Here is a 13,232-nt window from a genome sequence, read left to right as displayed (position 1 = left end):
CCCCTCCCCCGGTCACACGGGCTGCGGTTCCAGGTCGCGGTTGATCCGCTTCCAGCCGCGCGCGGAGACGGTGTTGGGGTGCTCCTCGCCGAACTGCCGGATCAGCTCGGAGATCGCCCGGGCGCGCAGTTCGGCGGCCTGGGTGTGCCGTCCGGCCGAGCGCAGGGTGATCGCCAGGTTGGCCTCGCAGGCGACCGCGTCCGGGTGCTGCGGCGAGTAGCGCCCGCACAGGCCCGCGTAGGCGGCCCGGCCGAGTTCCTCGGCGAGGTCGTTCTGTCCGGCGTCGCCGTAGGCGTTGGCCAGGTTGATCACCGCGTTGAGGGTGTACGGGTGTTCCGCCCCGACCGAGCGGGTCAGTCCGTCGACGGTGAGCCGGCCGCGCTCGATGGCGCCCTGGACGTCGCCGCTGCCGCGCAGGTAGATGCCGAGGTTGTTGGCGCAGGCCAGGGTGAACGGGTGCTCGTCGCCGAACAGCCGCCGGTGGCCCTCGAAGACGGTGGAGCAGAGGTCGCGGGCGGCCTCCTTGTCGCCGGAGGCGCTGTGGTCGGCGGCCAGGTTGAGCGCGCAGGCGAGCGCGTCGGGGGCGTCGGCGCCGTAGCGCTCCAGGTAGCGCTCGTAGGTCTCCCGGGTGATCCGGCGGGCCTCGGCGAGCTGGCCGATCCGGCGCAGCGAGACGGCCAGCGACTTGGCGTTGCGCAGGTTCTCCGGCAGGTCGGGGTCGAGGACGTCGCCGAGGTCGGACGTGACCTCCTGCAGCAGGTCCACCGAGCCGCGGTAGTCGCCGAGTTCGCGCAGGTCGCGGGCCAGGTTGGACTTGGTGGACAGGGTGTAGGGGTGCTTGGGGCCGAGGACGGCGGTGCGCCGGTCGAGGGTCTCCTGGTCGAGTTCGCGGGCGGCCTCGCTGTTGCCGACCAGCCGGTAGTCGATGGCCAGGTTGTTCGCCATGGACAGGGTGCGCGGGTTGTCGTCGCCGAACAGTTCGCGGAACTGCTCCAGGATCTCCTGGTCGAGGTCGAGCGCGGCCTGGAACCGGCCGAGCGCCCGCCGGTCGGCGCCGAGCGAGCCGGCCGTCATCAGGGTGTACGGGTGGTGCTCGCCGAGCAGCACCCGCTGGCGCTCCAGGGTGGCCTCGTCCAGGGCCAGCGCCTCGGCGTAGTTGCCCTGGGAGCGCAGGACGTTGGCGAGTTGGAAGCGCAGCAGCAGGGTCTGCCGGTCGTCCTCGCCGAGCTTGCTGGTCCACTCGGCGTCGAGGGCGTGGCCGAGGTCGCGGGCGCGGTCGAGTTCGCCGCGCTTCCACAGGTATCGGACCCGGTCGATGAGCAGTTGGCGGGTGTCGGCCTCGTCGCAGTTGTGCGCCTTGGAGGGCGACAGGTGGGGCCAGATCTCGTCGAAGGCGGGCCAGTTGGCGGGGTCGTCGGTGTCGCCGAGGACGGGCCGGGCGCCGGTGAGGATGCGGTGCACCTCGTGGACGGCGATCTCCTGCTCGTCGTCGGTCATCCCGGCCCGGATCACCGCCTGGACGAGGCGGTGCACCTGGAAGCTGTTGCTGCCGGCGTCGACCTTCGCCAGCGCGTACCGGCCGATCGCCTGGATGACCTTGCCCAGCATGAACTTGTCGCTGAGGTCGGCGTCGTAGCGCACCAGGGCGCGGATCATCTGGTCGCTGTAGAAGAGGTTCATCGAGATCGGCTCGGGCGCGAAGAAGGCGCACAGCTGGAGCAGCCGGACGGCGGCCGGGGACTGCTGGCGCAGCCGGCCGATCGAGACGTTCCAGGTCGCGGCGACCGGGGTGGGGTAGTCGGTGGGGTGGTCGACGGCGAGGGCGCGGGCGGCCTCGGCGTGCAGCTGGGCGACGTAGGTGTCCACCGGGGTGCCGGTGGTGTCCAGCCAGGCGGCGGCCACCTCGACGGCCAGCGGCAGGTCGCCGACGGCCTCGGCGACCCGGTCGGCGTCCGGCCGGGAGAGGCTGCGGGCGCGCCGGCACAGGTGCTCGACGCTCTCGCCGCGGGTGAAGACGTCGACCTCCAGCGCCTCGGCGTGCCCGGTCCAGGCCTGGTTGCGGGAGGTGACCAGGATGTGGCCGGAGCCGCCGGGGAAGAAGCGGCGGATCTCGGAGGGCTCGTCGGCGTTGTCGAAGATCAGCAGCCAGCGCGAGGTGGGTACGCCGCGGCGCAGCGCCTCCCGGGCGGCCTCGGCGGCCTCGGTGACGGAGTCGCCGACCCGCAGGCCCAGCCGGCGGGCGAGTTCGGCGAGCGCCGGGGCGACCAGTTCGGTCTGCTCGGCGTCGATCCACCAGACCAGGTCGTAGTCGGACATGAAGCGGTGGGCGTACTCCAGCGCCACCTGGGTCTTGCCGACGCCGCCGAGCCCGTACAGGGTCTGCGGGGTGGGCAGCACGGCCGCCATGCCGCCGCGCAGTTGGTTGCGCAGCTGCTCCAGGACGGCGGCGCGGCCGGTGAAGGAGGGGTTGCGCGGCGGGACGTCCCACACCGAGGGCTTGCTGCCGGGGAAGCGCGGACCGCCGGCCGGGGCGTCGCCGAGCACCGCGTCGCCGCGGCCGAGGGCGCGCAGCAGGCTCTGGATGGACTGGGTCTCGTCGCGGCCGACCAGGTCGACGGGGTTGCGGTTGCTGAAGGGCGCGGTGAGCCGGACGTCGCCGACGCGCACCGGCAGCAGCTGGCGCCGGGTGCCGGAGGGGTCGGAGTTGACCACCGACTCCCACAGTGCCCGGGCCTGCGGGGAGCGCTGGTAGGCGGGCGAGAGCACGGCGACCGTGCGGTAGGCGGAGTCGATGCCGCGCTCGGTCTCCTCGCGCGTGTCGGTGCCGGCGCTGAGGTCTCGCGGCAGCACCCGGAAGCCGGCCCTGGTCAGCACGGACTCGATCCAGTCCGCCCACATCCGGTCCTCGGGCACGTACGAGAGGTACAGGTCGGCGGGGACGGACGGGCGGCGGCGGGTGAAGGCGTCGACGAAGCGCAGCCGCACCTCCTCGTCCAGCGGCGGCAGGGCGGTGGGCCGGCCGGTGATCACCGAGGTGAGCCGCTCGCAGGCGGCCAGCATCGAGGTCGGGGTGCCGCTCTGGTCGCCGAAGGTGGCGAGGATCTCCTCGTAGGCGTAGAACGGCCGGTACGGGATCTCCACCGAGCCCCAGTAGCCTGCGAGTTCCTCACCGCTCAGGCCGGCGGGCAGCCCGTCGAAGCGGACCCGGGCGAGGGCGCGGCCGGCGTCGGCCTTCTCCTTCTCGCCCTCGTCGATGCGCATCGGGACGGGCAGGATGCGGATGCCGCGGTCGCGGTAGCGGTCGTGGATGTGCTGGGCGATCCGGGAGGCGCCGTCGATGGACTGGTCGCTGAGGGTGAAGCAGACCACCAGGTCGTCGGGCATCTGGACGGTGCAGATCTCCGCGATGTCGGACAGGCCGGTGCGGGAGTCGATCAGCACGTAGTCGTAGCGCTTGGCCATGTCGGCCTTGAGCGCGTCGAAGAACTGCCCGCCGTCGAAGCGGTCGTAGAAGATGTCCCAGTCGAGGTGGGTGACGGCCTCGGAGTAGTCGCGGTTGAACTGGCCCGCGGAGAGGAAGTCCAGGCTGCCGCCGGCCGGGAAGTGCGGCCAGGAGAGCGAGAGCGCGTGCGGGTGCACCCGGGCGAAGTCCAGGTGCCAGCCCTCGGCGTGCTCGACCGGGCGCAGCGCCTCCTCGCGGTACTCGGCGATGAGGTCCATCATCCCGGTGGTGCCGGCCAGCGAGGCCGGGTCCAGGAACGGGTGGAAGAACTTGGCGAGGCCGGGCGCCTCCAGGTCCCAGTCGACGGTGAGCACCCGGTAGCCGTTGGCGGCCAGGATCCAGGCGGTGTTGGCCAGGGCCATGGTGCGGCCGGTGCCGCCCTTGTACGAGTAGAAGGTGATGATCCGGCCCTGGCGGTCCTGTTCGGCGGCCCGCCGGGCGGCCTCGCGCGCGGCGGCCAGCTCGGCGGCGCCGAGTCGGAGGTTCCTGGTGGTGTTGTCGCTCATCGGTGCGGTCCTCCCAAGGGCGCCATCCCAGCATCGGGGTCATCGCCGTCGTCACGGTCGTTGCGGTGGTAGCGATCGTTCTCACGGGCGGTGCGGTTGGTGCGGTCGTCGCGGATGTTGCGGACGTTGCCGAGGCCGTGGTCGTCCCGCGTGATGCGGACGGTGCGGTCGTCGGGGGCGCCGTAGTCGTCCCGCGTGGTGCGGTCGTCCCGGTCGCGGTCGTGGTCGCGGTCGCGGTCCCGGTCGCGGTCGCGGTCGCGGTCGCGGTCCCGGTCCCGGTCGCGGTCCCGGTCGGGGTCGTGGTCTCGGTCGAAGGGGTCCGGTCCGAAGGGTTCGGTGCGGTGCCCGCCGAAGCCGTCCGGGCCGTAAGCCCCCGGGCCGTGCCGGAAGGCCTCGCGCAGGCTCGGCCGGGGCGCCGGCGGCTCCTCCGGTTCGGCCCTGGTCCGGCTCTCGAAGGCGTACTTGGCCTTCATCGCGGCGCGGGGCAGCGCGTCGTCGAAGTCCTCCAGGCTGTTCAGCCCGGTCGGGCCGGTCACGCCGAGGAAGCTCGGCCGGCCTGCCCGCCGGGTCTTGCGCAGCGTCTGGTCGCTCAACCCGCTGAACTCGCCGTCCCGTTCGAGGCACTCACGGTCGTCGGTGTTCCACGGTTCGAGGACGCTGACCCAGGTGGCGTCGGAACGGTCGAAGCGGCGGACCAGTTCGCGCCGGCGCGGGTCGCGCAGCGCCCACCGGTCGAGCAGCAGCAGCCCGGGGGCCTCGGCGTTGCCCTCGATGATGGACTCGACCTCGTCGTCGAACTCGTGCACGGTCGGCTGGAACCCCAACTGCCGGGCCAGCCGGACGGCGTGCTGCGCGATGGGCGAGCCGGCCGGGCGGTAGGGGTGCCAGTCGGCGCGCCGGGCGCCGTAGAAGTCGGGATTGCGGTCCTGCGGCAACTCGCCCTGATGGTAGGTGAGTACGGAGATTCGAAGCTGCTTGGTGGGGGCGGACACGTTGAACGCGCTGGGCAGCCCGTTGAATTCCAGCCGCCTCCCGACCGGAATCACCGTCTCCTCCGCCACCTGGACGATCCGCGCGGCCAGCCGGTGCACGGCCAGTTCGTAGGCGGCCCGGAAGTAGCTGAGCTTCATCAGCGCGTACAGGCCCTCGGTGGCGTAGTCGGGCCCGAACCCCGCATGGTTGAACTGGAGTTCGCTGGCGACCCTGGGCAGCCGGTACCGGCTCATCGGCGCCCACAGCACCGGGACGATGCCGCTGGTGCGCTCCACGTCCATGGTCGCCGGGTAGACCGGTCGGCGGGTGAAGGCGTGCCACTCCTGCCCGCACGGCACGCTGTTGAAGTAGCGCGGGGAGTACAACGGTACGAAGACGCGGCAGGTCGCCAGCTCCTCGGAGAGCCGATCGGCCCACAACTCGCCCTGGTGCATGGACTCGTCCATGAACCCGACCGGCACCCCGGCCGGGACGGTGGTGAGTTGGAGCACCGCCTCGCAGAGGTCCCGGTACAGCTGGCGCACCCAGTGGTTCGGGTCGCCGGCGCCCCGCGCACCGGACTTCGGTGTGTGCGCGTAGGAGAGGAAGAAGTACGGCCGGGTCTCGTCCTCGTCCCAGCCCCGGTCAGTCACACGTGCCTCCCCCGGGCCCGTCGGCAACCTGGCTCCCGCAGCCCCCGTGCGGCGGGGTCTCAGTGTAGGAACGACTGACACCCCAATGGAATAGCACAACGACCCGCACGAATTGACATGACCGAAACGATGCCGCTGCCCTCTTGTGTGGAGCAGTACCCTCGTTGCGGCCACCGTGAACGATCAGGAAGGGCACTCGATGGACCAGCTCAACTGGCAGCGGTCGAGCTTCGGCACCGACCAGCCCAACTACCTGGAGATCGCCTCCGAGGGCGACCTCGTCTACATCCGCGAGTCCGACAACCCCGACCTGGTCGTCACCACCACCCGGGTCAAGCTCAACGCCTGGATCCTGGGCGCCAAGGACGGCGAGTTCGACCACTTCGTCGACCTCTGATCCCTCACCCCTCGGATCCGTAGCGGGCGGCCAGTGCCCGGGCCGTCGCCGCGATCCGCTCGCGGAGTTCGGCCGGTTCCAGCACCTCGGCCTCGGCGCCCAGCCGCAGGAACTCCCCGTGGGCGTGGTCGACCGACTCGATCGGCACCCGGGCCTGCGTCCAGCCGCCCTCCACCGGCGTCACCCCGAGCCGCCGGGCGCCCTCCGGGGTGAGCCGCACCAGCGCCTCCCCCGTGTGCAGCCGGGCCCGGAAGCCCGCCAGGTAGGCCTGCCAGTACGCGGCCAGTCCGAAGCCGTCCGGGACGGTGAACTCCTCTTCCGACGGCGTGAGTTCGATGACCTGGTCGACCCGGTAGGTGCGCGTCCCGGACGGTCCGCCGGCCACCAGGTACCAGCGGCCCGCCTTGAGCACCAGCCCGTACGGCTCCACCCGCCGCTCGACCTCCTCCGGCGCCCGCCACCGCCGGTACCGCAGGACCACCGCCCGCCGGGCCCACACCGCCGCGGCGACGCCCGCCAGGTGCGGGGTCTCGTCCGGATCGCCGTACCAGCCGGGGGCGTCCAGCAGGAAGCGCTCCTGGATCCGGCCGGCGTGGACGCGCAGTTCCACCGGGAGCGCGGCCCGCAGCTTGAGCTGGGCGGTGGCGAGGGCCTCGCCGAGGCCGAGGTCGGCGGCGGTGCCCGGGAGCGCGGCGAGGAAGGCCGCCTGGGCCTCCTCGGCGGTCAGCCCGGTGAGGCGGGTCCGGTAGCCGTCGACCAGCCGGTAGCCGCCCTGGTGCCCGGCCTCGCCGTACAGCGGGATCCCGGCGGCGGCCAGCGCCTCCACGTCCCGGTAGACGGTCCGGACGGACACCTCCAGCTCCTCGGCCAGCTGCCGGGCGGTCATCCGGCCCCGGTTCTGGAGCAGCAGGAGCAGGGTGACCAGTCGGCTGGCGCGCATGCCGCCGAGTATCCCCGGCTCCACTGACAGGAGGTGTCAGCGGAGTGCCCCTAGCCTGCGGCGCATGAACGCCATGAACGCCATGAACGACCCGAACGACCCGATGGACCTCACCCGCACCGGGGCGGCCTTCGACGGGCTCGCCGCATGAACCTCATCGTCGAACTGCGCCAGTACACCCTGCACCCCGGCGCCCGGGAGGCCCTGATCGAGCTCTTCGAGCGGGAGTTCGTGACCGGGCAGGAGGCCGTCGGCATCACCCTCGGCGGCCGCTTCCGCGACCTGGACGACCCGGACCGCTTCGTCTGGCTGCGCGCCTTCCCCGACATGGCCGCGCGCCGCCGGGCGCTGGAGGCCTTCTACGGCGGCCCGGTCTGGCGGGCGCACCGCGACGCGGCCAACGCCACCATGGTCGACAGCGACGACGTCCTGTTGCTGCGCGGGCCCGGCTTCCTGCCGCCGAGCGGGGTCCGCGAGGTGCTGGCGACCGTCTGCCATCCCGGCCCCGCCGACTTCGACGCCTACGCCGCCCGGCACCTCGGCCCGGCGCACGCCCTCCACCGGACCGAGCACGCCGAGAACGACTTCCCCACCCTCCCCGTCCGCACCGGCGAGGACGTCCGGGTGTGGTTCGGCCCGGCCGACGCACCGCCGCCGGGGCCGTTCCAGCGACTCCGGCTGGAGCCGGTGACCGGCTAGCCGGGAGAACCCGCAGGCCAGGGGTCTGGTGCGGACGCCGGCGTCCGGCGGCCGGGCCTTCGAACTCGTGGTCTTCCGCGCGGACGGCGAGACCATCGACGACACGACCCTGAACCGCCTCGCCGAGACCCCGCTGCCGACCCTCCCGGGCTGGGCCGCCGCACAGCGGCCGGCCGGGGCACCGCGCAGGAAGTCGGCCCGTCCGACTTCCAACACCCGGCGCCCGGTGCCCCGCCGGATATCCGGTGGCGTGGTCGGCGGGCGGCGACGAAGATCACGGCATGCCTGCCTTCCTGCACACCGAGCGGCTCGTGCTGCGCCCGTTCACCGAAGCCGACGCCGACCGCCTCTTCGCGTTGGACAACGACCCCGAGGTCATGCGCTTCATCAACGGGGGTGAGCCGACCAGCCGGGAGACGGTCGAGGCGAAGGTCCTCCCCCGCCTCCTCCACGAGCACCCGTGCACCGGCACCCGCGGCTTCTGGGCCGCCGAGGAGCAGACCACCGGGATCTTCCTGGGCTGGTTCGAGTTCCGCCCGCTCGACGAGCAGAGCCCGGCCGTCGTCGAGCTCGGCTACCGGCTGAACCAGGCATCCTGGGGCAAGGGCTACGCCACCGAGGGCTCGCGGGCGCTGATCGACAAGGGCTTCACCGAGCTCGGGGTGGAGCGGGTCACCGCGAACACCATGGCGGTCAACTCCCGCTCCCGGCGCGTGATGGAGAAGTCCGGCCTGACGTTCCTGCGGAACTTCACCGGCGACTGGCCCGACGCGATCCCCGGCTCCGAACACGGCGAGGTCGAGTACGAGCTCACCCGCGCCGCCTGGCAACAGCACCGCTGACCGCTCCCCGAGGAAGAGGAACATCATGCGTTTCCCATGGCGCCGACGACCGGTCGGGCGATCGGCGGGGCTGCTCGACCTCGCGGGTGTCGACCCGCGCTCGGTGGACACCCACGAGGACCTGGACGTCTGTCGCCAGGTCGCCTTCCGGGTGGCCCGGCGGGATCACGGCGGAGCCGCCGAAGTCCTGGCCTTCGTGGAGGAGTTGCTGGCGGACGAGGCCGAGTACGTGTTCGCGGTCACCTTCCTGGAGGACGTGCAGAACCTCGTCTCCCACGGCCTGGACACGTTCCGCTCACCCGAGGAGACCCGGCTCCTGCTCGGGCCCCGGAGCGCGGCCTGCTGGGACACCGTGGCCGGCTTCTGGGCCGAGGTGGCCGACTGGCGGGCCACCAACGGCAAACCGTTGGACTCCTCGGCCGCGATGCTCAGTGCGGAGAACGAGCAGCTGCAGCTGCTCCTGTGGACGTCGAACCGCACCCTCCCCGGCGGGGAGAAGCTCGGCCTCGCCGACGTCGTCCGCTACGAGAAGGCCGTCGGGTCGCCCCTGCCCGGCTACAGCCACATCGCGGTGGCCCTGAACCTCGCCGGGCGGATCGGCCCCTGACCGCCGCCGTGCGGCTCACGGGCTCACGGGTCACGGGCCGACGAGCTCCGCGAGCGCGTCGGCCGACTCGGGGGTGAGCGGTAGAAGCCCTGGAGGCTGACGAAGCGTTCGAGGCGCCCCTCGACCAGGTGCTTCAACCCCCGGGCCTTGCCCCGCTGGTTGCGCCAGGTGAGCTGCCCGAGCAGCTCGCCCATGGCGCCGATCCTAGGAACGGGGTCGGACAGCCGGGCTCCGGGCCCTCAGTGGTGCCAGGCCTGCCCTCCCGTGTTGTGGACGAAGCGCTGCAGGACTTTCAGCGTGGTCAGGTACTCCTCGTCGGAGACACCTGCGTGGCGCTCGGCCCACAGCTCGCCCTGGAGGGCGGCGACCCGGTCGAAGAACTCCCGGCCTTCGGAGGTCAGTACGAGCGCTCCTCCGGCGGGCTCGGCGACGACCCAACCGCGCTGGACGGTCGCGTCGATCTCGGCGTCGAGAGCTTCCTGCCCGGTGTCGAGGTAGTCGCGCAGCACGGCGGACACCTCGTCGCGGGTCCTCGGCTCCTCGGCCCGGGCGAGCTGGGCGAGCACCCACCACTGCGGCTGCGTGGTGCCGAGCTCGGCCAGAGCGCCACGGGTGCGGCTGACCACGGCCTTGTACGCGGCCCAACTCCAGTAGCCGATGGGCTGCTTGATCAATTCGGTGTCGCTGTGCGAGTACTCCACGGCCGGCCCCTCTCCTTGACGTCGGTCACTTCGACACGACCGACGCTAGGAGGTGAAGCCCGCTTGAGGTCAAGCGCCCTGTGCGCGAGTCCATGCCGGTAGCAAACTTGGCACCTATCAGCCTCGGTGCCGCTTGAACTCCCGCAGCAGCGCGAGGAGGTTGATCACGGTACTGGCGGGAACGTTGCCGAGATCCACGAGCACCCGACCGTTGAGGACGGTCTCGCCCGGCTTCGCGGACGGCCAGAGGATGCCGAACTCCCGGCCCTCGATCCGGAGTTCCACGATGAGTTCGGTGAGCTGCGGGCCGGTGAGGTGGTGGATCGCCGGATCGGCCGGGTGGATCGGGTGAAGGGCGTTCACGCGGCGCCACCCTGCGACAGCTCGAACCAGACCCGCTTGCCCAGCGCCTGCGGCTCGACACCCCAGCGGTGGGTGAGGCCCTCCACCAGCTGCAATCCCCTTCCAGACTCGGAGAGTTCGGTGGGCTTGCAGCGCTCGGGGAGCATGGGGCTGCGGTCGGCCACGTCGACCCGGAGGGTGCGGGACTCGATGGAGATGACGACGGCCGGCGAGGGGGTGCGGCCGTGCCTCCAGGCGTTCACGATCAGTTCGACCAGGGCGAGTTCGGCGTCCGCGATCGACGACAGGTCGTACCCGGCGCGCGCCATGGCGTCGCGCAACAACTCGCGGGACACGGTGAGGGAGGGGGAGTTGAGGTTGGGGTCACACATGGGGAGTCTCCCAAACACTACTGACGATCCGTCTGATCGACGGCATGTTTTGAACTGTAGGCGAATCTGCCTCAACTCTGCAACACACTCCGCACATGCACCTACACTTTCCGTAGGCACAGATCGTGGGAAGGACGTGTCCATGGGATTCAGGACTGGGATCAGCGAGCGCCAACGCCGCTTCGGCGAGGAACTTCGCCGCCTCCGAGATGCCGCAGGCCTTTCAGCCTTGGAGATCGGCGAGGCCCTGGGAGTGAAGGGTCCGAACATCAGCCACACCGAAGCCGGCAGGCTCGGCCTCAACACTGAACGCTTGAACGCCTGGCTCGACATCTGCAAGGTGACGGACCCCGAGTACCGGGCCGGCCTCATCGCCATGAGCGAGAGCACCGGGAAGGGCTGGTGGACCGAGTTCAAGCACCACACGACGCGCAGCGCGCTCGACTTGGCAGAGTCGGAAGCGTGCGCAACTGCCCTGGACAACTACGAATCCCTCCTGGTTCCAGGGCTCTTGCAGACCAAGGCCTACAGTGAGGTCATCCAGGGCTACAACGAGAAGAAGGTCGAGTTCCGCCACGAGCGGCACAAGGTACTGACGGGCACGAACGCGCCTCCCTACCGGGCCGTGATCCATGAGGCCGCCCTGCACATGATGTATGGCGGGCCGACGGTCATGCGGGACCAGCTGACTCATCTGATCGAGATGAGCAGACTGCCGAACGTGACGATTCAGATCCTCCCGTTCGACTGCACCACATACGCCTCGAATGACACTCCCTTCCTGCTCATCCGTGGGACTCACACCCGGCTTGACACGGTTCTACTCGAACACCCCCATGGGTCCGACTTCATCGGAGACCCTGAGGTCGTGACAACATTTGACCGGAAGTTCGACCGTCTCAGGGGCTTGGCACTTCCTCCCCTGTCGGCGGCGACATCCGAGTCATCGCCAGCCCAGCGCGACTCACTGGGTTTGATCCAGCACATCCGCTACAAGGTCCAGGGAAGATAGCCATGCACCAGCTCAACTGGCAGAAGTCCAGCTTCAGCAGCGACCAGGCGAACTGTGTCGAAATCGCTTCTGCAGGCGAGCTGGTCTACATCCGCGAGTCGGACGACCCCGCCACCGTCGTCACCACCACCCGCGCCAAGCTCCACGCCTGGATCAACGGCGCCAAGGCCGGCGAGTTCGACCACCTCACCGCCTGAACCCCTCCCCACTCCCAAGGACGGTGGACATGCACCGGCTCAGCTGGCAGAAGTCGAGCTTCAGCGGCGATCAGGCCAACTGCCTCGAAATCGCTTCCGACGATGGCCTCGTCTACATCCGCGAGTCGGACGACCCCACCACCGTCGTCACCACCACCCGCGCCAAGCTCCACGCCTGGATCAACGGCGCCAAGGCCGGCGAGTTCGACCACTTCACAGCCTGAGGCCGCCACCCCGCCGCCCCGGTCCGTGAGGGCAGCGTTCGCATTCATACCTGCGTATGCCTGCCGGCCCTTCGCCGCTCCGGCGGGGCCGGAGCGGCGAAGGTGGCCGTGGGCAACCGTGGCCGGGTCAGCAGAAGACCGCCTTGATCAGCTGGTCGAGCGCCTTCGGGAACTCCACCGCCGGGTCCATTGCGGAGTCGCCGGTGGTGAGGCCGGCCGTGAGGGTGCGGGTGCCGTCCGGGGTGGCGATCATCAGGGCGCCGTAGCCGCCGGGGGCGCCGCCGTTGTGGTGGACGATGGTGACGTCGCCGGCCTCCGGTCCCAACTCCTGGACGAACAGGCCGAGTCCGTATCCGAGCATCCCGTGCGGGGTCCGCATCTGCTCCAGCAGCGCGGCCGGCAGGAGCCGACCGCCGAGCAGGGCGGTGAAGAACACCTGGAGGTCGCGCGTGGTGGAGATCATGTCCCCGGCGCCGCACAGCAGGGAGAGGTTCTGCCGGGCGACGTCGACCACCTTCCACTCCTCGCCGTCCTGGTACCGGTAGTAGCCGTGGGCGTGCGGGCCGGGGAGTTCGGAGAGGCTGCCCGGCACCAGGGTGTCCCGCAGGCCGAGCGGCCGCAGGATCCGCCGCTGCATTTCCTCCCCGTAGGAGTGCCCGCTGAGCGCCTCGACCAGCAGCACGGCCAGCGTGTAGTTGGTGTTGGAGTAGCTCTGGTCGGTGCCGGGCTCGAACCGGGCGGGCTTCGCCAGCGCGAACTCCACCAGTTCGTCGGGCCGGTAGTCGTGGAAGCGGTTGTCGACCCACGCCTTGCCGATCGAGGGCAGCCCGGGCACGAACTCCCCCTTCTCGTCGAGCTCGCCGGTGCAGTTGTAGACGCCGCTGGTGTGCTGGAGCAGCATCCGTACGGTGATCCGCTCGTCCAGGCCGAACCGGGGGAGGTGCTCGGCGACCGGGGCGTCCAGCTCGACCAGGCCGTCGGCGACCAGGTGCAGCACCAGGGCGGCGACGAAGGTCTTGGTGGTGCTGCCGATCCAGAACAGCCCGTCCGTGGACGGCTTCGCGCTCTCGGCGAGCTTGTGCACCCCGGCGCTGCCGGTCCACTCCCCGCGCTCGTCGCGGACCCGCAGCTGGACGCCTGCGAAGCCGGCGTCGACGAAGTCCTGGGCGGCCTTCTGGAGTTCGGGGCGGTCCTGAGTGGCGGTGGCGGTGGTGGCGGTGGTGTTCATTGTCGTTCCTTCTCTCGC

General features: G+C 71.0%; 15 protein-coding genes. 7 read left to right on the top strand and 8 right to left on the bottom strand.

Annotated elements, in window-relative coordinates; all coding sequences use genetic code 11:
• Window positions 1–12: 12 nt before the first annotated feature.
• Window positions 13–4,008: an FxSxx-COOH system tetratricopeptide repeat protein gene (gene fxsT / locus ABTY61_RS12910; RefSeq protein WP_502895289.1), complete on the bottom strand. Its 3,996-nt coding sequence runs from the start codon at window positions 4,006–4,008 to the stop codon at window positions 13–15.
• The gene (locus ABTY61_RS12905; protein ID WP_350505005.1) at window positions 4,005–5,633 is read right to left on the bottom strand and encodes a TIR-like protein FxsC; all 1,629 of its coding nucleotides are present in this window, start codon (window positions 5,631–5,633) and stop codon (window positions 4,005–4,007) included. The genes fxsT and ABTY61_RS12905 overlap by 4 nt, the downstream gene beginning before the upstream one ends.
• A gap of 175 nt (window positions 5,634–5,808) precedes the next feature.
• On the opposite strand from ABTY61_RS12905, the gene ABTY61_RS12900 reads away from it, so the two are divergent.
• Window positions 5,809–6,030 (top strand): DUF397 domain-containing protein, encoded by a 222-nt coding sequence (locus ABTY61_RS12900; RefSeq protein WP_350505004.1) that lies wholly within the window; start codon window positions 5,809–5,811, stop codon window positions 6,028–6,030.
• A 4-nt stretch (window positions 6,031–6,034) separates the two neighbouring features.
• On the opposite strand, the gene ABTY61_RS12895 is transcribed toward ABTY61_RS12900, so the two are convergent.
• Window positions 6,035–6,970, bottom strand: coding sequence for a helix-turn-helix transcriptional regulator (locus tag ABTY61_RS12895; RefSeq protein ID WP_350505003.1), 936 nt, complete (start codon window positions 6,968–6,970; stop codon window positions 6,035–6,037).
• 147 nt (window positions 6,971–7,117) lie between these two features.
• On the opposite strand from ABTY61_RS12895, the gene ABTY61_RS12890 reads away from it, so the two are divergent.
• From ABTY61_RS12890 to ABTY61_RS12880, 3 genes are all read left to right on the top strand, one after another.
• Window positions 7,118–7,669 (top strand): NIPSNAP family protein, encoded by a 552-nt coding sequence (locus ABTY61_RS12890; protein ID WP_350505002.1) that lies wholly within the window; start codon window positions 7,118–7,120, stop codon window positions 7,667–7,669.
• Between the two features lie 281 nt (window positions 7,670–7,950).
• Entirely contained in the window at window positions 7,951–8,511 is a 561-nt protein-coding gene (locus ABTY61_RS12885) for a GNAT family N-acetyltransferase (RefSeq protein ID WP_350505001.1), read from the top strand.
• 25 nt (window positions 8,512–8,536) lie between these two features.
• Complete coding sequence (locus ABTY61_RS12880) at window positions 8,537–9,118, top strand: hypothetical protein (protein ID WP_350505000.1); 582 nt, start codon at window positions 8,537–8,539, stop codon at window positions 9,116–9,118.
• A gap of 23 nt (window positions 9,119–9,141) precedes the next feature.
• Here ABTY61_RS12880 and ABTY61_RS12875 read toward each other — a convergent pair whose 3' ends face one another.
• The 4 genes from ABTY61_RS12875 to ABTY61_RS12860 form a co-directional block, all read right to left on the bottom strand.
• Window positions 9,142–9,312: a hypothetical protein gene (locus tag ABTY61_RS12875; protein ID WP_350504999.1), complete on the bottom strand. Its 171-nt coding sequence runs from the start codon at window positions 9,310–9,312 to the stop codon at window positions 9,142–9,144.
• Between the two features lie 45 nt (window positions 9,313–9,357).
• Complete coding sequence (locus ABTY61_RS12870) at window positions 9,358–9,819, bottom strand: MarR family winged helix-turn-helix transcriptional regulator (RefSeq protein WP_350504998.1); 462 nt, start codon at window positions 9,817–9,819, stop codon at window positions 9,358–9,360.
• 117 nt (window positions 9,820–9,936) lie between these two features.
• On the bottom strand, window positions 9,937–10,182 hold the full coding sequence (locus ABTY61_RS12865) for a hypothetical protein (protein WP_350504997.1): 246 nt from the start codon (window positions 10,180–10,182) through the stop codon (window positions 9,937–9,939).
• Complete coding sequence (locus ABTY61_RS12860) at window positions 10,179–10,553, bottom strand: ATP-binding protein (protein WP_350504996.1); 375 nt, start codon at window positions 10,551–10,553, stop codon at window positions 10,179–10,181. The genes ABTY61_RS12865 and ABTY61_RS12860 overlap by 4 nt, the downstream gene beginning before the upstream one ends.
• A 142-nt stretch (window positions 10,554–10,695) precedes the next feature.
• Between ABTY61_RS12860 and ABTY61_RS12855 the strand changes: the two genes are divergently transcribed.
• From ABTY61_RS12855 to ABTY61_RS12845, 3 genes are read left to right on the top strand one after another with little or no spacing between them, the layout of a single operon-like run.
• On the top strand, window positions 10,696–11,565 hold the full coding sequence (locus ABTY61_RS12855; RefSeq protein ID WP_350504995.1) for a helix-turn-helix domain-containing protein: 870 nt from the start codon (window positions 10,696–10,698) through the stop codon (window positions 11,563–11,565).
• A gap of 2 nt (window positions 11,566–11,567) precedes the next feature.
• Window positions 11,568–11,762: a DUF397 domain-containing protein gene (locus ABTY61_RS12850; RefSeq protein ID WP_350504994.1), complete on the top strand. Its 195-nt coding sequence runs from the start codon at window positions 11,568–11,570 to the stop codon at window positions 11,760–11,762.
• Window positions 11,763–11,791: 29 nt separating this feature from the next.
• Complete coding sequence (locus tag ABTY61_RS12845; protein ID WP_350504993.1) at window positions 11,792–11,986, top strand: DUF397 domain-containing protein; 195 nt, start codon at window positions 11,792–11,794, stop codon at window positions 11,984–11,986.
• A 127-nt stretch (window positions 11,987–12,113) separates the two neighbouring features.
• Here the strand turns inward: ABTY61_RS12845 and ABTY61_RS12840 are convergent, their stop codons facing one another.
• Complete coding sequence (locus ABTY61_RS12840; RefSeq protein ID WP_350504992.1) at window positions 12,114–13,214, bottom strand: serine hydrolase domain-containing protein; 1,101 nt, start codon at window positions 13,212–13,214, stop codon at window positions 12,114–12,116.
• Window positions 13,215–13,232 lie beyond the last annotated feature (18 nt).

The organism is Kitasatospora sp. NPDC096128 (assembly GCF_040303105.1).
Classification (GTDB): domain Bacteria; phylum Actinomycetota; class Actinomycetes; order Streptomycetales; family Streptomycetaceae; genus Kitasatospora.
The sequence above is the reverse complement of the archived record's forward strand: the minus strand, read 5'-3'. Positions and strand labels throughout refer to the sequence as shown.